General features: G+C 58.8%; 22 protein-coding genes. 12 read left to right on the top strand and 10 right to left on the bottom strand.

The annotated features are described in order from the left end of the window. Positions 1-4 precede the first annotated feature (4 nt). The 3 genes from ctaD to K290_RS0102490 are packed head-to-tail and all read left to right on the top strand — an operon-like array spanning position 5 to position 2530. The gene (ctaD, locus tag K290_RS0102500) at positions 5-1621 is read left to right on the top strand and encodes a cytochrome c oxidase subunit I (protein ID WP_028750403.1); all 1617 of its coding nucleotides are present in this window, start codon (positions 5-7) and stop codon (positions 1619-1621) included. Beyond that, entirely contained in the window at positions 1614-2249 is a 636-nt protein-coding gene (locus tag K290_RS0102495) for a cytochrome c oxidase subunit 3 (RefSeq protein WP_028750402.1), read from the top strand. Before ctaD ends, K290_RS0102495 begins: the two co-directional genes overlap by 8 nt. Positions 2250-2254: 5 nt before the next feature. Beyond that, positions 2255-2530 (top strand): hypothetical protein, encoded by a 276-nt coding sequence (locus K290_RS0102490; RefSeq protein ID WP_028750401.1) that lies wholly within the window; start codon positions 2255-2257, stop codon positions 2528-2530. A gap of 8 nt (positions 2531-2538) precedes the next feature. Here the strand turns inward: K290_RS0102490 and K290_RS0102485 are convergent, their stop codons facing one another. The 3 genes from K290_RS0102485 to budC form a co-directional block, all read right to left on the bottom strand. Continuing rightward, complete coding sequence (locus K290_RS0102485) at positions 2539-2943, bottom strand: VOC family protein (RefSeq protein WP_028750400.1); 405 nt, start codon at positions 2941-2943, stop codon at positions 2539-2541. A gap of 97 nt (positions 2944-3040) precedes the next feature. Further along, a complete protein-coding gene (locus tag K290_RS0102480) occupies positions 3041-3478 on the bottom strand; it encodes a PPC domain-containing DNA-binding protein (protein ID WP_028750399.1) in 438 nt (145 codons plus the stop codon). A gap of 13 nt (positions 3479-3491) precedes the next feature. Beyond that, entirely contained in the window at positions 3492-4256 is a 765-nt protein-coding gene (gene budC, locus K290_RS0102475) for a meso-2,3-butanediol dehydrogenase (RefSeq protein ID WP_051263923.1), read from the bottom strand. A gap of 197 nt (positions 4257-4453) precedes the next feature. Between budC and K290_RS0102465 the strand changes: the two genes are divergently transcribed. The 3 genes from K290_RS0102465 (at position 4454) to K290_RS0102455 (ending at position 5973) form a co-directional block, all read left to right on the top strand. After that, positions 4454-5311 (top strand): SDR family oxidoreductase, encoded by an 858-nt coding sequence (locus K290_RS0102465; RefSeq protein ID WP_028750397.1) that lies wholly within the window; start codon positions 4454-4456, stop codon positions 5309-5311. 29 nt (positions 5312-5340) lie between these two features. Further along, complete coding sequence (locus K290_RS0102460) at positions 5341-5610, top strand: hypothetical protein (protein WP_028750396.1); 270 nt, start codon at positions 5341-5343, stop codon at positions 5608-5610. A gap of 117 nt (positions 5611-5727) precedes the next feature. Next, a complete protein-coding gene (locus tag K290_RS0102455) occupies positions 5728-5973 on the top strand; it encodes a hypothetical protein (RefSeq protein WP_028750395.1) in 246 nt (81 codons plus the stop codon). Positions 5974-6077: 104 nt separating this feature from the next. Here the strand turns inward: K290_RS0102455 and K290_RS0102450 are convergent, their stop codons facing one another. After that, positions 6078-6365, bottom strand: coding sequence for a DUF1236 domain-containing protein (locus K290_RS0102450; RefSeq protein ID WP_028750394.1), 288 nt, complete (start codon positions 6363-6365; stop codon positions 6078-6080). A gap of 472 nt (positions 6366-6837) precedes the next feature. Here K290_RS0102450 and K290_RS33725 point away from each other — a divergent pair, with 472 nt between their 5' ends. Further along, the gene (locus K290_RS33725) at positions 6838-8136 is read left to right on the top strand and encodes an NRAMP family divalent metal transporter (protein ID WP_037134665.1); all 1299 of its coding nucleotides are present in this window, start codon (positions 6838-6840) and stop codon (positions 8134-8136) included. Here K290_RS33725 and K290_RS0102435 read toward each other — a convergent pair. Beyond that, the gene (locus K290_RS0102435) at positions 8042-9007 is read right to left on the bottom strand and encodes a DUF72 domain-containing protein (protein WP_028750393.1); all 966 of its coding nucleotides are present in this window, start codon (positions 9005-9007) and stop codon (positions 8042-8044) included. The genes K290_RS33725 and K290_RS0102435 overlap by 95 nt on opposite strands. Before the next feature lie 180 nt (positions 9008-9187). Here K290_RS0102435 and K290_RS33720 point away from each other — a divergent pair, with 180 nt between their 5' ends. Next, entirely contained in the window at positions 9188-10609 is a 1422-nt protein-coding gene (locus K290_RS33720) for a phospholipase D-like domain-containing protein (protein WP_154668548.1), read from the top strand. On the opposite strand, the gene K290_RS0102425 is transcribed toward K290_RS33720, so the two are convergent. Further along, positions 10547-11518, bottom strand: a complete 972-nt coding sequence (locus K290_RS0102425; RefSeq protein WP_028750392.1) for a putative bifunctional lysylphosphatidylglycerol flippase/synthetase — start codon at positions 11516-11518, stop codon at positions 10547-10549. The genes K290_RS33720 and K290_RS0102425 overlap by 63 nt on opposite strands. Before the next feature lie 76 nt (positions 11519-11594). Here K290_RS0102425 and K290_RS0102420 point away from each other — a divergent pair, with 76 nt between their 5' ends. From K290_RS0102420 to K290_RS0102410, 3 genes are all read left to right on the top strand, one after another. After that, positions 11595-12350 (top strand): endonuclease/exonuclease/phosphatase family protein, encoded by a 756-nt coding sequence (locus tag K290_RS0102420; protein ID WP_028750391.1) that lies wholly within the window; start codon positions 11595-11597, stop codon positions 12348-12350. Positions 12351-12491: 141 nt separating this feature from the next. Beyond that, the gene (locus K290_RS0102415; RefSeq protein WP_081670186.1) at positions 12492-13640 is read left to right on the top strand and encodes a polysaccharide pyruvyl transferase family protein; all 1149 of its coding nucleotides are present in this window, start codon (positions 12492-12494) and stop codon (positions 13638-13640) included. Positions 13641-13746: 106 nt separating this feature from the next. Next, entirely contained in the window at positions 13747-15051 is a 1305-nt protein-coding gene (locus K290_RS0102410; protein ID WP_037134661.1) for a Coenzyme F420 hydrogenase/dehydrogenase, beta subunit C-terminal domain, read from the top strand. Here the strand turns inward: K290_RS0102410 and K290_RS0102405 are convergent. From K290_RS0102405 to K290_RS0102395, 3 genes are read right to left on the bottom strand one after another with little or no spacing between them, the layout of a single operon-like run. Next, a complete protein-coding gene (locus tag K290_RS0102405; protein ID WP_028750388.1) occupies positions 15025-15957 on the bottom strand; it encodes a beta-xylosidase in 933 nt (310 codons plus the stop codon). The genes K290_RS0102410 and K290_RS0102405 overlap by 27 nt on opposite strands. A 22-nt stretch (positions 15958-15979) precedes the next feature. Further along, positions 15980-16579, bottom strand: a complete 600-nt coding sequence (locus K290_RS0102400; RefSeq protein ID WP_028750387.1) for a histidine phosphatase family protein — start codon at positions 16577-16579, stop codon at positions 15980-15982. Next, the gene (locus K290_RS0102395; RefSeq protein ID WP_028750386.1) at positions 16576-17679 is read right to left on the bottom strand and encodes an inositol-3-phosphate synthase; all 1104 of its coding nucleotides are present in this window, start codon (positions 17677-17679) and stop codon (positions 16576-16578) included. Before K290_RS0102395 ends, K290_RS0102400 begins: the two co-directional genes overlap by 4 nt. A gap of 145 nt (positions 17680-17824) precedes the next feature. On the opposite strand from K290_RS0102395, the gene K290_RS0102390 reads away from it, so the two are divergent. Continuing rightward, positions 17825-19573, top strand: a complete 1749-nt coding sequence (locus K290_RS0102390) for a hypothetical protein (RefSeq protein WP_028750385.1) — start codon at positions 17825-17827, stop codon at positions 19571-19573. On the opposite strand, the gene K290_RS38165 is transcribed toward K290_RS0102390, so the two are convergent. Continuing rightward, on the bottom strand, positions 19559-19852 hold the full coding sequence (locus tag K290_RS38165) for a hypothetical protein (protein ID WP_154668538.1): 294 nt from the start codon (positions 19850-19852) through the stop codon (positions 19559-19561). The genes K290_RS0102390 and K290_RS38165 overlap by 15 nt on opposite strands. Positions 19853-19935: the final 83 nt, after the last annotated feature.

Below are 19935 nucleotides of genomic sequence, written 5' to 3'. Positions count from 1 at the left end.
TGGCCTGTCGGAAACGGCAGCCGAACGCGTCAGCTATCTGCGCGCCGGCCATAGCCTGAAATCCTGGCTGCTGACGACGGACCACAAGCGCATCGCGATCCTCTATGTGCTGTCGATTACTTTCTTCTTTTTTGTTGGAGCGGTCGCCGCGGCGCTTATCCGCCTCGATCTGCTGACGCCGGCTGGCGATCTCTTGACCAATGAGGGCTACAATCGCGCTTTCACCATCCACGGCGTCGTCATGGTCTGGTTCTTCCTGATCCCGTCGATCCCCAATACGTTCGGCAATTTCCTCCTTCCGCTGATGATCGGAGCCAGGGATCTCGCCTTTCCCAAACTCAATCTCCTGAGCTGGTACATCTACATGATTGCCGGTCTCTTCACCGTCTTCGTCCTGATCGCCGGCGGTGTCGATACCGGATGGACCTTCTATACGCCGCTGTCGACCATGTATGCCAACGGCAATGTTATCCTCGCGGCGAGCGCTGTTTTCATCGTCGGCTTTTCTTCGATCCTTACCGGGCTCAATTTCATCGTCACCGTGCACAAGCTGCGTTGCCCCGGCATGACCTGGGGCCGGCTGCCGCTTTTCGTCTGGTCGATCTACGCCACTTCGATGATTCTGGTACTGGCGACGCCGGTGTTGTCCATTACGCTCGTGCTGATCTCCCTCGAGAGACTTTTCGGCCTCGGCATCTTCAATCCGGCGCTCGGCGGCGATCCGCTGCTTTATCAGCACCTTTTCTGGTTCTACAGCCATCCGGCTGTTTACATCATGGTGCTGCCGGCACTGGGCGTGATCAGCGAGCTGGTGGCGGCCGGAGCGCGCAAGCCGATCTTCGGCTATCAGTTCGTCGCTGCCTCATCGGTCGCGATTGCCGCTCTCGGCTTCTTCGTTTGGGGGCACCATATGTTCGTCTCAGGCCAATCGACCTATGCGAGCGCCGCTTTTTCGTTCTTGAGTATCGCGGTGGCAATTCCCTCCGGCATCAAGGTCTATAACTGGACTGCGACGCTGTTTAAGGGGCATATCTCGCTGGATCCGCCCTTTCTCTTTGCCATGGCCTTCATCGGTCTCTTCGTGTTCGGCGGCTTGACCGGCCTGATGCTGGCGATGCTGGCCATCGACGTGCATGTGCACGATACCTACTTCGTCATCGCGCATTTTCACTACATCATGGTCGGCGGCACGGTGTCGGCCTTCTTTGGTGCTATGCATTACTGGTGGCCGAAGATCGTCGGACGGATGTATTCGCTCGTCTGGGGGCGGCTGGCAGCCATTTTCATCTTTCTCGGCTTCAACCTGACCTTCTTCCCGCAATTTCTGCTGGGCTATCTCGGCATGCCGAGGCGCTACCATGTCTACCCGCCGGAATTTCAGGTACTGAACGTCTTCTCCTCCGTCGGCGCTACGCTGCTCGGTGCTGCCTACCTCATGCCCTTCATCTATTTCATTCATTCGCTGCGCTACGGAGCGCCCGCCGGCGACAATCCGTGGGGCGCGACCGGGCTGGAATGGACGACACCGTCACCGCCGCCGAAGCACAATTTTGACAAGGTGCCGCTCGTCGACAAGCCGCCTTACGACTATCCGGTGGAGATGGAGGGTGACGATGCCTGAGACTTTGCCCGTCACCGAGCCTTATCGCGATGCCCGCCAGCAGCACGAAGCGGCGATGATGGGCATGTATATCTTTCTCGGTAGCGAGATTATGTTGTTCGGCGGCATCTTCTCCGTTGCCGCCGCGCTTCGATTGGCGCATGCGGCGGAAGTGGTCCAGGCGTCGCATGCCCTGCTTTTCGGCATTGGAGGCATCAACACGGCAGTGCTGCTAACATCGAGTTTGTTCGTGGCGCTTGGCGTCGAGGCGGGCAGGGGCGGCAAGGCGAATGCGGCTGCCGGTTGGCTCACTGCGGCTGGGGTTCTCGGCCTCTGCTTCCTCGCCATCAAGGCCTACGAATATCATCTGGAGTTTACCGAGGGACTGCTGCCTGTGCCGGGCGTGGAATCGCGCTATGTCACTGGCGTCCAGCACCTTTTCATGGACCTCTATCTCATTGCCACCGCTCTGCACGCCTTGCACTTGACGATCGGCGTTGTGCTTTTGGCGACGCTGGCGGTTCAAACGATGCGCGGGGCCATATCGCTGCCCCAGCGGGCCATCGTGCTGATCACCGCCGGACTTTACTGGCATCTGGTCGATGTGGTTTGGGTGTTCCTTTATCCCGTCTTCTATCTGGCGAGGTGAGTGGAATGTTGCGCCTTGCCAATCCGCTCGTTCTGATTTGGATGATCCTTATGCTTTTGCTGGCCACGACCATCGGCGCCAGTTTCCTGCTGACCGGCGTAGTCGGCCTTTCGGTCAGCCTGTCGATCGCCTTGGCGAAATCCGCTCTGATCTACTGGCGCTACATGCACCTGAACGAGGCGACCGCCCTGTCTCGGATGGCGGCGCTCGCGGCGGCCGTCTGGCTGCTGATCCTGCTGCTGTTTCTCTGCATCGACTATCTCACGCGTTCTTTTGCATGAGCGCGGGCTTACAGCGCTCCATTGACCTCGACCACGTTCAGGTCAGGATCGCGAAGATAGAGCTGCGGGAAATCGGCAGGGCCGGAGCGGAAGATCAGCAGGCACTTTGGATCGCCCTGGGGCAGGTCCTCCCGGAAGCCGCGGTCCGTAAGTCGTTTGACCACACCATCGAAGTCATCGGTACGGAAAGCGAAGTGCCAATCATTGCGGTCGATCGCGGGGCTTTTGCGGAACGTGCCCGCCGGATTGACGATAAGATGAATCTGCAGGGCGCCACAAGCAAGCCAGGCACCGTCCACCTGAAAATCCGGACGCGGGATCTGGGCGAGACCGAACACATGGCAATAGAACGGTAGTGACTGTCCCAAATCGGCGGTGATGATCGCTACATGATGCAAGGCAAGCAGAGACATTACTCTTCCTCCTCAGCCAGGTCGCGATAAACATACCAGCAGGGGCACTTAAAGTGTAGGCATCTTGCATAATCGCGCGAGCGCAACGGGTGGCTGTTCAGAGTTCGATGAGGGAGATTCCGAGATCCTTGCGATGCCGGCGGTGCATATAGGCGGGCGTCTCGATGATCGTCACTTCCAATGTCGGATGGACGATGCCCTCGATGAAGTGACCGCCGCGCGTGGAGCCGTCTTTCAGGCCCAGCACGGCATGAAGATGCAGGCTCGCCTTGCCATCGTCGCCAGTCGCGATATCGCCGAGAAGACTAAGGACCTCGCATTGTTCGGCGACTGGAATCTTGCGGTAGCTGCGGCTGGCGAAATCGAACCAGCCGACGGTCGCTTTTTCGAATGCGCCGATCGCGGTGACCGATGCGGCGGTCATCTCGTAGGTCGTGGCAAATTTGCTGAGGGTGGAGAACGCTTCTTCGTTGGCATCGAGCACGACGACATAGGTGCGCTGACCGTTCGTCTCATTGATCTGCTTGAAATTCATGGCAATGACCTCGCTATCCCTGGGCCGGTTGTCCGTTGGAGGCGGAGACGCCTCCGTCCACGGCAATATTGGCGCCGGTTATGAAACTGGCGTCGTCGCTCGCCAGAAAGGCGATGACGGCAGCCACCTCTTCCGGCTCGCAGATGCGGCCAAGCGGAATGCGTTCCTTGAACTTGGCGATCAATGCTTCATCCTTGAGCATCTCCTCGGTCATGCCGGTGCGGGTCAGGCTCGGACAGACGGAATTGACGCGAATGCCTTTTTTGCCAAGATCGAGCGCCAAGGCCCGGGTCAGATTGACGACGGCGCCCTTGGCCGCATTATAGGGGCTCATGCCCCAGTCGCCGCCGGTGCCGGAAACCGAAGCGGTATTGATGATCACGCCCCTGGTCTTCTCCAGATGCGGAATGGCTGCGCGGCACCCGAAGAAGACGCCGCCGGCATCCGTGTCCATGACCTTTTGCCAGCGCTCGTCCGAGATTTCGGTCGGCTCGCCGGCCTCGTGCACTCCCGCATTGTTGACGATGACATCGAGCTTGCCGAATTTGGCAACGGTCATCGAAACCATCGCGTTTACGGCAAAGGATTGGGAAACATCGACCACCTGCACCATCGTACGCTCAGGCGGAAGCTCCGCTGCGACCCTGTTGACGTTTTCGGCATGATAGTCGACGAGAACGACATTCGCGCCTTCCTCGGAAAATCTGCGCGCGGTCGCCTCTCCCATGCCTGATCCCGCACCCGTGACGATGACGACCTTCTCATGGAAACGCTGCATTGAAATGTCCTTTCGAATGGCTGGACGAATGGCGGGCGGACCTGGAACCCGGTTTTAGAACTGCGGCGGCACGCGAAAGGTTCCTCGAAAACGGCAGCGTCATTTTCGTTCATTCCCTGCTGATTTTGCTCTTTTCGGGAACCAAGCGGGAGGCAGGCGGTTGAGAATGGGAGTTTACCGATACCAAGGAGGAAGCCATGGTCACCCATCCGACGCCCCCGTTCCCGTCACAACAGCAGCCGATGCCCGGCCATACTGCGGCCATGCAGCCGGTGCCGGATCATGGCGAAAAGTCCTACCGCGGATCGGGCCGGCTCACCGGCAAGAAAGCGATCATTACCGGCGGTGACAGCGGGATCGGCCGTGCCGTTGCGATCGCCTTTGCGCGCGAAGGGGCCGATGTTCTCATTGCCTACCTGGACGAAGATGATGATGCGCAGGAGACGAAGCGCTGGGTGGAGGACGCGGGCCGCAAGGCCGTTCTCGTTCCCGGCGACATTCAGGATCCGCAGCATTGCCGCGCAATCGTGGACAAGGCGGTCTCGCAACTTGGCGGGGTCGACATCCTCGTCAACAATGCCGCTCACCAGGCGAGTTTTCATGACATCGGCGATATCACCGATCAGGAATGGGAACTAACCTTCAAGGTCAACATCCATGCCATGTTTTATTTGACCAAGGCCGCCGTCCCGCACATGAAATCGGGAAGCTCCATCATCAACACCGCCTCCATCAATTCCGACAGTCCCAATCCCACATTGCTTGCCTATGCGACGACCAAGGGCGCCATTCAGAATTTCACCGCCGGTCTTGCGCAACTGCTCGCGCAGAAAGGGATTCGCGCCAATGCGGTAGCGCCCGGCCCGATCTGGACGCCGCTCATTCCTTCGACCATGCCCAAGGAGGCGGTCGAGAATTTCGGAAAGCAGGTGCCGATGAAGCGGCCGGGTCAGCCTGCCGAACTTGCGACGACCTACGTCATGCTTGCCGATCCGCTGTCGAGCTACGTCTCAGGCAGCACCGTCGCCGTAACCGGAGGCAAACCGATCCTGTAGAGACTCCGCGATGATATCAGGAGGTGCCCATGGAAACCTATCGACGATATCGCAAGGATGCCGCTCCGCCGGGCTCCATCGTCATCAAGTTCTATCATTCCGGCGACCAGATAAGGGGATTTATCCGCAAGGTCGCACGGCCCGGGGAGGACGATGCCATATTTCCGGGCGAGGAAATGGAACCGGACGACGCCTTTCGGGCTGCGCGAAACAAAATGACGGGTGGCGAAAGCCCGCCCATCTATGTGGAGTTATCGGAGGGTGTTCGCTGGGATCCGGCATGGGGCATGCTTCAATAATGCCGCGCCAGAGAATGTAGCCTCAGGTGATCGAGTTGCGGAAGGAACTCCTCCCGCCATGGGGTCAGTTCATCGCATTTCGCGTTTGGCACAAAGACACCGGACTAGGAGACGAATATGAGCAGAGCCATTGATTTATCCGACTTTTCCGATGAGGAACTGACCTCGCTGATCGAAGAGGCAACGAGCCTGCGAGAAACCAGGCGCAAGAGCCGTGATCGTGAGCTTGCATTAGGTGCGGACGGCTCAAGGGGACAGGATGTAAGGGACCCCGACCACGGCGCCATTACCACGCCGACGCCACGTGAGGTCAAGGAAGAGGGGCCTGCCCACGGGGCGCCAGGTAAAGTTTCCGGCGCCTGACCGACAGGGGAAAATCGCGCGTAAGTGTCGTGCTGTCTTGGTTTCATCGGGCACATAGAAGTGCTGGTTTCGCAACCTCTAGTGTGCCCGATCTCGTATCTCGGCTATTTCACGATTTCGATAACTTTATGGGTGTGCGGGTTCACGATGACACGCTTCTTATTGACGACCGTATAAGCGTAGTCGCTGTTGCTGGGAATGGTGTGTACTTCCACCGAACTCGGCAATTCGCTGCCGACTGCGATATCGCCGTCATAAGTTACCGAGGGAACTTCTTGTTCTGTCACATAGGTCCTGACCTCTCCGGGAATAACCACGGTGTCGCTTTGAGCAAAAGCCGTCCCGGATGCGAAGAGCGCTGCCGCACTCACGGCAATGAGAGTCCTTTTCATCATAACCTCCATTGATCGAATACAGTCCCTAACTGTGACCGGCGGTGAAGGTTCCTCAGCGAGCGGTCTCTGCGCCGCCTTGGTGCCATGGATAGAGGGACGCCGAAAGGATCGCTCCGGGCGTAATTGCTCTCGCCACCATGATCGAAACGATGCGACGTGGGTTCATATTTTAGGAGCGAGGAGCAGGTGCTTCGCGGCCGGGGGATGGCAATGGGAGATACTTTGACCAATCACTCTGATTCCAAGAATCCCATTGGAACCATTTGGCTTTTTGCAACTTCTTTCAGCACGCCTTTGCCGATTGCGAATTCAACGATCGGCGCAGAGGTATTTTTCATCGCGGAGTGAAAGCGGTGGTGTCGAAAAGAGAAAAATCCGTTTTTAGTGTGCCGCTTGCCTGTCTGGGCCTGGCTTGTCGGCAATCGGAGCGACGCAGTTTGCGCTCGGCTGAAGAGGCGGGAGTAAATCTGTGACAGAGGCGGCCGAGCGACAGCGGGTGAGGGCAGCGAACGGGCCCTTTCGGCGGTTCCTGAAGATTTTGGGACCGGGCTTTATCACCGGCGCGTCGGACGACGATCCCTCTGGAATAGGAACATACAGCCAGGCGGGTGCTCAACTTGGATATGGCATCGGATGGACAATGCTGCTGACATATCCATTGATGTCGGCAATTCAGGAGATTTGCGCGCGGATCGGGCGCACCACGGGGCATGGCATTGCAGGAAATGTATGCCGGCACTACCCCGCCTGGCTGCTCCACCTCATTGTGGGACTGCTTTTCATAGCGAACACGATCAATATCGGAGCTGACCTCAGCGCTATGGCCGACGCGTTGAAACTTTTGATCGGCGGGCCCGAGACACTTTACGTCGTCGGCTTCGGGAGCGCTTGCGCGCTTGCCAGTGTTTTTGTCGAATACGACCGCTATTCCGCGGTGCTTAAATGGATGACGCTCAGCCTCTTTGCTTATGTTGCCGCCGTATTTGCGATCAATATATCCTGGGGCGAAGCAATTGCCGGCCTTTTCGTGCCCAAAATCATATGGAATGCCGAATTCTTCACGACGATCGTCGCCATTCTGGGCACGACGATCTCACCCTATCTGTTCTTCTGGCAGGCTTCCCAGGAAGTCGAGAATGAACAGATCGATCATGACAAACATCCATTGGTCGAGGCGCCGAGAGAAGCGCCGGCCGCGCTTACGCGCATTCGGGCCGATACTTTGATCGGCATGGCGTTCTCGAACATCATAGCTCTGGCGATCATCGCGACGACCGCGGCAACACTCCATAAGAGCGGCGTTACGGCCATCTCATCCTCGGCGCAGGCAGCCGAGGCATTGCGACCGATCGCAGGAAATGTCGCTTTCATCGTGTTCGCCGTCGGCATATTGGGCACCGGCTTGCTTGCGGTTCCGGTCCTTGCCGGCGCAGCCGCCTACGCGATCGGCGAGGCTTTCAAATGGCCGGTCGGACTTTCAAGAAAACCAAAGCACGCAAAAGCATTTTACGCGACCTTGGTTATGGCCTGCGTTCTCGGGATGGGCATACTGTTCACGCCCGTCAATCCCATCTCGGCCCTTTATTGGAGTGCCGTAATCAACGGGGTCGTGGCCGTACCGGTCATGACAATAATGATGCTGATGACTGCGAAAAAGCAGGTCATGGGAAAGTTTACGGTGACCGGCTGGCTACGCTGGCTTGGATGGGCCTCGACCTCCGTCGTGGCGGCATCCGTTCTTGGAATGGTCGTGACGTGGTTCCTATAGATCCAAGCCGTGCGGCAAGCGCGTGCGCATCCGCAGGCGCTCGTACTTTCACGTCGTTATCGAAGTAAACATAAACGTCGCGGCCCTTGCGCGCCGGCTTCAGCGGCTTAAGCACACGGTTGGCGTTTGCGGGCTCGCGACCATGTGCCCATTCATCAATCCTGTCGGCCCAGATATCCAGTGCCTTTTCGTCATAGCCGCTTACGTAGAGCTCTTCGGAGCCGTGGAGACGGCAATAGACGAAGTCGGCCGTTACATCCATCAGCAGCGGCCACTCGACCGTGTCGGCGCATACCAGCCCGATTTCATGCTCGCGAAGCAGATCGATGAAATCCGCATCGACGAAGCTCTCGTGGCGGATTTCGAATGCGTGGCGGATAGGCCTTTCGCCATCGGCCTGCACCCAGTCGCGACCGTTCAGCCGCTCGTCGTGCTGTCCGGCAAGCTTTGCTGCAGCGACCGTATCTTTCGGCAGCATTCTCATGAAAGCGGAAAACAGATCGGGATCGAAACGCTGTCGTGCCGGAAACTGCCAGAGGATGGGTCCAAGCTTCGGGCCAAGGCGCAATACGCCGGAGGCGATGAAATTGGCGAGCGGGGTTTCGACATCGCGAAGCCTGCGCAGATGGGTGATGTAGCGGGAGCCTTTTACCGCGAAGACGAAATCGTCGGGCGTCTCGTCGCGCCACTTGGCGAAGACCTCGGGGCGCTGCAGGCCATAAAAGGTGCCGTTGATTTCGATGGAAGGGAATTGCCGAGAGGCATAGGCCAACTCGCGTTTCTGGGCCACATCTTCCGGATAGAAGACGCCGCGCCAAGGAGCATAAGTCCATCCCGAGATGCCGATGCGGATCGCGCCTGTCTTTGTCATTCAATAGGAACTGTGCGGCCGGCGACTTGTTCCTGGGCTTTGAAGACGCCGCGCGTCATCAAACATCCTTCGGCGGAACCTTGATAAAATCCAGGCGTTTGCGTTTCCATGGATGGAAGCGACAAGGACCTGTCGGAGCACGATCGGCTGTCGAAACAGAGAGGAGTAAACGGTTCTGCCATGTCGCCTAAAGCCGAAGATATGCGTTTGGAAGGTATTGCGGCAAAGACGGCCTTCCTCATCAACGGCAATGCCTATTTTTCGCAGTTGGCTCACATTCTGCGCAATGCGCGGAGACGAATCTGGATGGTCGGGTGGGATTTCAATCCCGATATCCGCCTGCAGCCGGAGAATTCCAAGGAAACGCTAGGGGATCTTCTGCATGCTCTGGCGGATGCCAATCCCGATCTTGAGGTTCGAATTTTGATCTGGGCCTTGGGGCCGATCTATTCTGAAAAATCCTTGAAAGTGTTGCGCAAGAAAAATTTTCCGAAAAACATTCGTATCGACCTGCGCTTTGCCGTCCAGTCCGCCCTGCGAGGATGTCACCATCAGAAACTGGTCTGCATCGACGATTCCGTCGCTTTCATCGGCGGAATCGATCTGACGTCGCGGCGCTGGGATACGTGGGTTCACAGGGTTCGCGACAAGCTGAAGCGCGATTCCGAAGGCGTATTCTACGAACCGCTTCACGACCTGCAGGTCATGGTGACTGGGGATGCTGCAAGGCTCATCGCCTCTGCCGCGAGGCGAAGATGGACGGATGCCACGGGCGAGGAATGTAGGGCCTTGCCAGCGCAGACGGTTGTCGGCTGGCCAGACGATCTCGCCGCATCGTTGGAGAATGTGCCGGTCAGGCTTGCGATAACCGAACCGGCGACCTTTTTCAGAAACGGCTTGAGCCAGGGAATTGCGGTGACAAGGGAGGTGATCGCCAAGGCGAGACGTCAGCTCTATATCGAAACGCAATATCTCGCTTCGTTCAACGTTGCGGAAGCCATTGCAGCTCGGCTGCGGGAGGATAATGGGCCAGAGGTCGTCATCGTCTGCACGCGCAAGTCCCATGGTCTGATCGAGAATTTCGTCATGGGAAGCAATCGCGACAGGATAATTCGGCGCCTCGTGAATGCCGACCGCCATGGCCGGCTGCGCGTCTTCTATCCGGTGGTTCCCGATGGCGAAAAGCAGGTCGAACTGCTCGTTCACTCGAAACTTCTGATCGCGGACGACAATCTGCTCCGCATTGGTTCCTCCAATCTCAACCATCGATCCGAGGGGCTCGATACCGAATGCGATATTCTCTTTCAGGCGCCTAGACCCGCTCACCGTTTGGCGATCGGCGAGCTGCGCAACATGCTCGTGGCGGAATATCTCGGCTGCTCGGCCGGCGCCGTTCGAAATGCCTTTCAACGGACTGGATCACTGATCGCAGCGATCGCCGAGCTGAATGTCGGTGCCCGGTGCCTGAAGCCATTTGCAACGACCTGCGAAAAGACAAAGCCGATTGCGGGGACCGCGCTCTTCGATCCCGCGCGGCCACTAGGGCGACTGGGTTCTCGTCGCCTCGTCGGTCACCTCAGACGGATCCTTCGTTCGAGCTGAGCGATGCCGAAACACCAGTTCGCTGGTAATCAGAAGCATCGTGCCCAGCACGAGCGGGATGAAAAAATAAATGCAGCGAAAGGCGATTAAGGCGCCGATGGAGGCTGCTTCCGGCACGATGTAGGCGACAGTCGTCTCAAGCACGCCAAGGCCGCCGGGAACATGGGTCGCCAGCACGGCGGTATTGGCCAGCACGAATGCCGTGATCGATCGGAACAATGCGACGTCTGCAAAAGCCGAAAGCAACTGATGCAGGCACATTGAGACGCAGGTGAAATTCAAAGTACCGGCGGCGATTTGCAGCAAGGCTATGCGAAGCGGCGGCAGCTCGAATGACCAGCGCCACAAAGTCAATCTCTGCCGCAGGACCATAGCAAGGAATGCATAGAGGACCGGGACGACAAGAACGATCGCCCCTGCCGCCCGAATGTCCCGCGTATTGGATTTCAGCAGGCCTGCGGCATCCGCCGGATTGACCAGCAAGGCGATGCCGCCGAGCGTGATCAATCCGAGTCCGACGGTGACACCGCAGAACAGTATTATCTTCGTCACTTCCTCGATGCCCAAGCCCCAGCGCGAATAATAGCGGTATCGGAAGGCACCGCTGCTCAGGCCGGCAAAGCCAATATTGTGGCCCATCGAGAGGCTGACGAAGGAGGCAAGCGCGACTTTGCGGTAAGGCAAGGATTTGCCCAGAGATACGATCGCAAGAAAGTCGAAGCCGGTGAGACACAGATAAGAGGCCGCCGCGCAGAGCAACGCGAAGCAGAGCCGCCGGAGCGGAATGTTCAGCAGCGAGCTCCTGATGTCATCGAAGCTGTAATGCTGGAGAATGCGATACAGGAGCCAGAATGCAAGGCATATCGCTGCGATCAGCAAACCATTCCAAACCAGGCTTTTAAGCGTCATCGACTATCCTTCTCCATCGGCATGAACACTGTCCCGATGAAGCGGAACGATCGGGCGAGTTCGGTGTTCCTCGCCCATGCCCCACGGAAGATCGATCAGAATTCTGACCTACAACGTGCACAGTTGCATTGGTACAGATCGCAAGATCGATCCTGGCCGTATCGCTGCCGTCATTGCGGAGGCGCAGGCTGATATCGTGGCGCTGCAGGAGATCGATGTTCGTCGCCACAGAACCGGCGGCGTCGATCAGGCAAACATGATCGCCTCCTTGCTGAAGATGGAGGCGCATTTCAATCCGGCCCTGACGGTGGCCGACGAGCAATATGGCGACGCGCTCATAACGGCCCTGCCGACAAAGGCGATCAAGGCCGGGCCGTTGCCTTCGCTGGGCGAACCGCGTGGGGCGCTTTCCGTCGAGGTCATGGTAGGAGACAGGCAGTTGCATCTCGTCAACACCCATCTTGGCCTTCGGGGGCGCGATCGCGTGCAGCAGATGACGACGCTTCTCGGGCCAGCATGGCTGCCGGCTAGCGGCAAGGATCTTGTTTCGACCATCGTCTGCGGGGATTTCAACGCCGTTCCCGCCTCTGCGGCCTATCGGCTTGCCACCCGCGCATTGAAGGATGTCCAGCTTTCCGGCAATCAGCCGCCGAGACCGACCTTTCCCTCGCGCTATCCGCTGATGCGGCTTGATCATATTTTCGTCAGCGCCGATCTTGCCGTGCTCGGCACGACGGTTCCTCGAAATCGTCTGACGAGCCTGGCTTCGGACCATCTTCCATTGATTGCGGACATTGGCCTTGGCGATGGTTTCGCCAGGGCTTCCGAATGAGACGATGCTCTCCTCACGGGAACAATTGAACTGGCGCTAGGTTTGGAGCCAGCTTACGGAGACATCGGCGGAACGTGGCGCGTCGATATCCGACCGTTCAACTCAGTTGATGAGAATTCGTGCCCTTGGACGTGAGCGTCTATGTTAGATTTGATCCGTTTTTCCCATCGTCTCCCGCAATATCTCGACAAAGCCCCAATTCCCCAGAGCGCCGGCCGTGACAGAGTAGGCGTCCTGACCTTTCATCGTTGCATCAATTACGGATCCTATTGGCAGGCTCGTTGCCTGATCGAGGGATTGGAGATGATGGGTCTGAATGCCGTTCTGCTGGAGCACAGGTCAGCGCGCGTGGATCGTGCGGAGTGGCGTTGCGCGCTCCAACCATTGCTTCCGATCCCGACGAGACGGGATGATTTGCCTCTGTATAAGATGAAGATACGCAGGTTCTTCGACGCGTTCGCTGCGCTGCCGCTCTCTGCTCCGTTCCCGTTGGAAAGGCCCGCCGACGCGGAAGAGTTTCCCCTGGTGATCGTCGGAAGCGACGAGGTCTGGAACCTCAGACATCCCTGGTATGGCGGCTACGGAGCGTTTTATGGCGAAGGGCTGCGATCCGGCCGCCTCGTCTCCTACGCCGCGACATTTGGAAACTTTGACTCTCTGGACCGATTGAGAGAGCCATGGGCCGACAGCCTGCGAAGGTTTTCGCAGATTTCGGTTCGTGATCTCAACTCGAAGCGCCTGATAAAGGATGCGCTGGGGCTGGATGCCGAATTGGTGCTGGACCCGTGCCTGCAATTCCCTGAGGCCATCTGGAATGTCGGAAAGGAGGAAAAGGGGTCGGCTTACCTTGCCGTTTATGGGCATAGTTTTCCCGGCTGGTTTCAGAACGCCGTTCGCCGATGGGCCGATGCGCGATCCATCACCTTAATCAGCATCGGTTATCGAAACGATTGGGCAGATGAACAATCGCTCGATGCCGGGCCTGAGGACTTCGCCCGGTTCATGGCCGGAGCAGCGGCTGTAGTGACGAATTTCTTCCACGGCTGCGTCTTTTCGCTCGTGAACGACAAGCCGTTTGCCTGCGTTCTTTCAGATTATCGATCCAACAAGTTGCTCGATCTGACCGCGATGGTCGGCGCCGAGCGGAACGTCATATCCGAGGAATCGCCGTCCCTACATCTCGACGCAGCCCTCGGCGAACCGCCGGGATCAGCTATCTCCCAGCGCATCACCGCTTTGCGCCGCAACTCCAGCGCCTATCTGCAACATGTCGTCCAGTACACTCCTTGACCCGCGCGAGGCACCAGCGGGACCGAACCGGAACGAGATCATCCGTTCCGGTCTCTGCATCGGCTGCGGCGCTTGCGCGGCCCTACCGGACGGAACCCGCGTCCGGATGAATTTCGACCGTCATGGCCAGTTGAAGCCGAGCGGGTCACGCGAATGGCTGCATGATCGGAACAGCGATTTCTCAAGAATTTGTCCCTTCTCTCCCGTTTCCAGCAATGAGGACGAATTGGCGGAGCGTCATTTCCCGGTTGCGCGAAACCGTGATCCTCTGCTGGGCCGGTTCGATGCGGCTTTTGTCGGCCATGTCGAAGAAGACGATTTTCGGGCCAATGGAAGTTCGGGAGGTCTGGTCACCTGGGTCGCGGCCGAGCTGTTGCGGCGAGGGCTTGTCGATGGCGTGGCACATGTCACGGCCGCTGATCCAACGACAGACGGCGATCGCCGCCTGTTCCGATACACGCTGTCCCGCAGCCTGGAGGCGCTCAGCGCCGGCGCAAAGTCACGGTACTATCCAGTCGAGATGTCAGAGGTCTTAGAGACGATCAGAACGGTTCCCGGCCGGTACGCAATCATCGGCATCCCATGCTTCATCAAGGCCGTGAGATTGTCCTGCGCCTTGGATCCGATATTGAACGAGCGGATCGCTTTCACGCTCGGGCTCTTTTGTGGGCACATGAAAAGCGCACGCATGGCCGAAAGTTTCGCCTGGCAAATGGGGCGGGATGTCCGCGATGTGGCGCAGATCGATTATCGGGTGAAACGTCCCGACCGGCCGGCGAACTGGTATCGCGCCCAATTGACGCTGCGCAATGGCGAAACTCGCGGCCGGGACTGGTGGGATTTGGCGGATGGCGATTGGGGCGCCGGGTTCTTCCAGAACTCCGCTTGCAATTTCTGTGACGACGTCGTTGCGGAAACTGCCGATATCGCCTTCGGGGATGCCTGGAAAGAACCTTATTCGGCCGATGGGCGAGGGACCAACGTCGTGATCGTTCGATCGCCCGTGCTTCTCGATCTTATTCGTGACGGAATGAGATCAAGGCGGATCGAATTGTCCGAGGTGGACGCGGACTTCGTGATCGCCACCCAGGCGGCAGGCTTTCGTCAGCGCCGGGAAGGTCTGGCGTTCCGGCTGTCCTGGCCACGATGGGGGCTGCGCCCCCGCAAGCGAGTCGCTGCCGCAAGAAGCGGCTTGAGCGCCAGACGCAGGATGATCTACGCCGTGCGTTATGAGATCAGCATGTGGAGCCATCGCGTCTTCTGGCTCGCACGCCGGCTGCGTTGGCCCGGGCTCTATACCACCTGGGCACGGGCAGCGCTGACGTGTTATCACGGATTTGCTTATTCCCGAGGACGCTTGGGGCGCATGCTGGACTGGCTGGGCTCAACGGGCTCCGAGGGCCGCGATTGAAGGGGCTGACGAGTCCTGCCGCGGTGCGTAGCGGTCCACCATTTCGCTGCAAAAGGCGGCGAACTCCTCCGGAATCAGAGGGGCACTGGTATGATGCGCGGCGATGCCTCGATGCTCCGGCGTGAAGCAGAAGGTCACCGTCACCTCGAAATCCTCAAGGCTGCGCATTTGCCGGTCGAACCAATCGAGGGCATTGGGACGGAACCGGTCCGCCCAGGACAGGCCCGTTCGCACGGACCGCACGCCGAGCCGCCTCATCCAGGAGACCGCGTCGTCAAGCCTCGGATCCTCGAAGTGGAACCATTGCACGAGCCCGAAATCGGGCGTTTGCCGGGCAAACTCCTCCAGCGCCGGCTTCGGAGTACCATCCTCGCGTAAAATCCCCATGTAAAAATGCCGGTAATACGAGGAGCCCTCAGCTTCGCGATGACGGGTCGTCGCCTCCCACGATCGCGGAAGATCGTAAAGACTGTACCATTGCAACCGCGCCGCTTTTCCTTTCAGCAGTTCGGCGGTACGTTTCAATCCCCAGAGCTGCACTTCCTCCGCGCCGAAACTCGATACCCCAACCTCGCTGACCCAAATCGGAAGGTGGGTCACAGCTCTTATCTCATCGATTTTTTCCGGCCATTCGTGGATCTGCCAGAGGTTCCAGTCGAGGGGAAAACCATGAACCGCGACGGCATCGACGTGATCGAGCACCCCGTAATCCTTCATGCGGCCCATGAATCCGGAATCGATCGGCGAAATCCCCCCTAGCACTTTGATGATATCGGGATTCGATGCGGCGATAGCATCAGCGGCAAGCGTGGTCATATGGGCGAAGCGACGCCAATCGGGATCGATTTCGGGATCCCAATGCGACTTGTTGTTTGGTTCGTTCCAGATCATTGCTGCTTCGATCATAAGCTTCTCCAGCCTGTGAAGATCACGGACTCATTTCGTTGAGCGTGATGATTTTTGCGCCCCAGTCGCCGACCGTTATGGTGGTGATGGAAGCAGGCGCGATGTCGAATCTCGGCCAGGCGTCGATAGGCAGGCCGAGGACATGGCAGACCGCGGCCTTGAGGACGTCGCCATGCGACACCAGCGCCAGTCTCTTGCCACCGCTGTTGGTCAAAAGGGTTTCTATCAAGCCCAATACACGGTGCTGCACGTCCAGCATGCTTTCACCGCCGGGTGTGCGGCTGAGGCTGCGCACGCTGTTCCAGCGGCGCCATTGCCGATCTTGGTTGAGGATATCGAACGTCTTTCCTGTCCAATCGCCGAAATTCACCTCGTCCAGTGCGTCTGCAATTTGCGGCAGGCCGAGGTTGCAGGCCGCGGCAATGGCGGCCGCCGTCTCCCGCGTGCGCTCGCGCGGGCTCGTGTAAATTGCCTCGATATCCTCGCGCTTCATACGCTGCCCCAGACGCTCGGCCTGAGCCCGACCGGCCTCACCGAGCACGACCCCTTCCATCCGCCCGGCAAGAAAGCTCCCGACATTGTCGTGAGCGGCGTGACGCACCAGGAAGATGGTTACCGTCATTCCGCCGCTCCACGCAGAACATCCTCTCGATCTTCAATAAAGGCCTCGGTGCGCCGGCGCGCTTCGTGGTCGGTGAATTGCTGCGGCGGCGACTTCATGAAATAGCTCGAGGGGCCGATCAGTGGGCCGCCGATCCCGCGATCGAGCGCCAGTTTCGCGCAGCGTATCGCATCGATGACGACACCCGCGGAATTGGGCGAATCCCACACTTCGAGCTTGAGCTCCGCATTCAGCGGCACACCGCCGAATGTCGTGCCCTCGACCCGGATGTAGGCCCATTTCCTGTCCGTCAGCCACGGCACGTGATCGCTGGGACCGACATGGATATCGTTAGCGGCAAGGGGAACATCGAGTTGGCTGGTAACCGACTGCGTTTTGGAGATCTTTTTCGATTCCAATCGTTCCCGTTCCAGCATGTTCAGGAAATCGGTGTTGCCGCCGAAGTTCAACTGGTAGGTTCGGTCGATCTTGACGCCGCGTTCGCGAAACAGGTTGACGAGCATCCGATGGACGATCGTCGCACCCACCTGGCTCTTGATGTCGTCGCCGATGATTGGCAGGCCGCGTTCGGCGAACCTGTGTTGCCATTCGCTTTTCGAAGCGATGAACGCCGGAATGCAATTGATGAAGGCACAGCCGGCGGCGAGCGCCTGTTCGGCATACCAATGGGTAGCCTCTTCCGAGCCGACCGGAAGATAGGACACCAATATATCCGTGTGCGACCGGCGCAGGACATCGGCGACGTCAGCGACCGGTTCCGTCGACTGCGGAATTTCATCTTTCAGATATCGTCCTATTCCGTCGAGCGTCTTGCCGCGATGGACTTTCACGCCGGTTGCCGCGACATCCGCAAAGCGCTTGGTATTGTTAGGTTCAGCATAGATCGCTTCGGCGACATCACGTCCCACTTTCGAGGCTGCCACATCGAAAGCCGCCGATATCTCGACATCGCGCACGTGATAACCGCCAAGCTCAATATGCATGAGACCGGGAACCGGCTCGTTGCTTTCTACGTTTCGATAATAGGTCAAACCCTGAACAAGGGACGACGCGCAATTGCCGACACCTACAAGGCCGACGCGGATCGGTTGCGTATGCATATCCATCTCCAGCATCTACAAAGCATTGCCCAAACAAACCGGAGCGGGATGTGTTCCCGAAAAAACTCCCGCTGAAAGCGCGGCCAGGGATCGTTGGGGTCTTTCACGCGTTCGGTAAAGCTTGTCGGCGGCAAGGACATCGATGATGTTGGTCTATGGCGATATCGCGCGCGTTGAAGATGCTGCTTCCGTTCGCAGGCGGATCGCCGAAGATATGTCCGTCTGTATATCGTCTCCGCCCGGGCGTCGGCGGCACGAGCTTCTGATTCAGACCTTCGTGGCGACCGGTGAGCTCGCCCAGGGGCTGGCTGACCAGCAATTCGAGCAAAGAGCTGCCGACGACGTCTCCGACGTCCATGATGCGGGTGCCAGGCTTCTGCTCATGCAAGCCGAGGCGATATTGCGGTCATGGCAGGCAAGCTTCCTTGGGGACCTGGGGTTTCCGGCGGAATGGCCACTCCTGCTCGCTCGGCTCGACAGCCGGGAGCCGGTGCGTATGAAACGCGCGGAGGGCTATGCCTTTTACGCGCTTTATCCCGAAAGCTATATCGAGGCGGCCTTGCGGTCGGGACTGCCGTCCTCAACGGTCGTGATCGGCATTCGCAGCATCGGCATGAGTTTGGCGGCGCTGGTCACAGCCGCGCTCGGTTCCGGTCCTGCCTATTCTCTGCGGCCGACCGGGCATCCATTCAGCCGCCATCTTCAGATCGGCCAGATGCTTAGGGAACGTATCCTGGCCGAACGTAACGTCGATTTCGCCATCGTGGACGAAGGACCGGGATTGTCTGGCAGTTCATTCGGCTGCGTTGCCGACTGGTTGCTCGCCAATGGAGTCCCTTCTCGCCGCCTTCATTTCTTTCCGAGCCACAAAGGCGATCTTGGCCCACGGGCCAGCAACGCTCATCGGCAGCGGTGGAAAAAGCGGCCGAAGCATCTCGTCGATGCTCGTGATCTCATCATCGACGTACCGGAAGGGGCTCACAGCCTGGGAACGTGGGCAAGCGCGCTTGTGGGCGCTCATAAACCGTCGTGGCGGGATCTCTCCGGCGGGAATTGGCGCGGCCTTCGATACGACGATCCGGAGAACTGGCCACCCAGCTACAGGCAACAGGAAAAGCTGAAATTTCTGATGTCCGAAGGCGATAAACGCTGGCTGGTCAAGTTTGCCGGCCTTTGTGAAGCGGGAGCGGACAAGGCACGCCGTGGAGCGCTTTTGGGCGAGGCCGGATTTGCGCCGCCGGCCGTCGGCACGTGTTACGGCTTCATCGTCGAGCCATGGATCGACGGACAGCCCGTCGAAATTTCTGCGCTCGCCAAGGAACGGATGGTCGATCATATCGGCCTCTATCTCGCCTTCCGCGCCCGTTATCTTCCGGCGCAGCATGGCGGCGCATCGCTTGGCGATCTCTGCCACATGGCGGTCAGCAATGTCGGAGAAGCGATCGGCGCGGACGCCGCAAGGCGGCTCGACCTGTTGATCGGTCGCCGGCAGCATATGGTTCGGGGCCTGCGGCGCGTCGATACGGACAATCGGCTCCATGCCTGGGAATGGCTGCTGAGAGATGACGGTTCTCTCTTGAAAACCGACGCGCTGGATCACAATGGTGCCCATGATCTCGTTGGCTGTCAGGATATCGCCTGGGACGTCGCGGGCGCGTGCGTCGAATTCGATCTGACGTCGGCCGAGCGAACCCGACTTGCCGAGATCATTGCAAGGGAAGCGGACTGCGAGCTGCGGGACGATGTGCTCACGATTTTCGAAGCCTGCTATTTAGGCTTTCAAATCGGCATGTGGTCCATGGCGAGTACCGGTGATGTCAATGTCGAAACGCGGCGGGTCAAGAAGACTGCGAGGCGTTATGCGGACCGTTTGCAGCGGCTACTGCGAACCTGACGGAGAATCTTTCGGGGCCGTGTTGGATGAAGCCTCGTCCCGCTCCTCACCTGCGGGCTGGCTGGAATATCCAACGGCGGTCCTGATCAGCTTCACGGATTGAATGCCAACGCCTCTGAGCTTCAGCAACTGCGCATCGCTCAGCGCTGTCACCTCGCTTGCGCGCCTGATGCCGTTATCGGCAAGAGAGCGCACGACCCACTGCGGAAGACCGTTCGCGGCCAGGAGGTCCGGATCGTTTCCCGAACTGCCTACAGTAGTGGTCCCACCCGATTGCATCAGCAACGACCTGCGGTTCACTGTCTCGATGCGCAACAAACATCGCAGCTTCCCGCGAGTTCCCGCCGCCGCGCGAAATCGTC

Source organism: Rhizobium leucaenae USDA 9039, assembly GCF_000426285.1.
Taxonomy (GTDB): Bacteria; Pseudomonadota; Alphaproteobacteria; order Rhizobiales; family Rhizobiaceae; genus Rhizobium; species Rhizobium leucaenae.
This window is presented reverse-complemented; position numbering and strand designations above follow the sequence as displayed.